Source organism: Citrobacter sp. VF227 (assembly GCF_052950715.1).
The window spans coordinates 1-454 of the sequence record NZ_JBRFVF010000477.1; the positions used below are offsets into that span (position 1 = coordinate 1).

General features: G+C 67.0%; 1 protein-coding gene. It reads left to right on the forward strand.

Going from position 1 to position 454, the window contains the following annotated elements:
* Positions 1 to 129: 129 nt before the first annotated feature.
* Positions 130 to 454 (forward strand): ATP-binding cassette domain-containing protein (locus ACU8YC_RS27425; RefSeq protein ID WP_446896316.1); only part of this gene is annotated, 325 nt, incomplete at its 3' end.

A 454-nucleotide genomic window follows, 5' to 3' on the forward strand; every position in this document is an offset into this window, starting at 1 on the left:
TGCTGAGCGCGCACGCGCGCGATCCGTTCGAGGTGCCGCGCAAGGCGGTGGTCGCGATGGCGCGAAGCTACCGCGAAAAGCGGGGCGCCTAGCGGATTTGGCGGTTGTCGAAACGTTGAACAACGAACGATGAACAACGAAACGGTGGCGGCGCTCGCGGCGCGCGCGTTGAGCGTCGGCTACCGAGATCACCGGGTGCTCGACGGCCTCGATCTGACGATCGCGGCGGGGCGCGTGACCGCGCTGTGCGGCCCGAACGGCTGCGGCAAGAGCACGCTGCTGCGCCTGCTCTTGGCGATGGAGCGCCCCACCAGCGGCAAGCTGCTGCTGGCCGGGCAGGACCTGTCACGCATCACCAACGCGCAGATTCCTTTCCTGCGCCGACAGATCGGCGTGGTGTTCCAGAACCACCAGTTGCTGTTCGATCGCACCGTATTCGACAACGTCGCCCTGC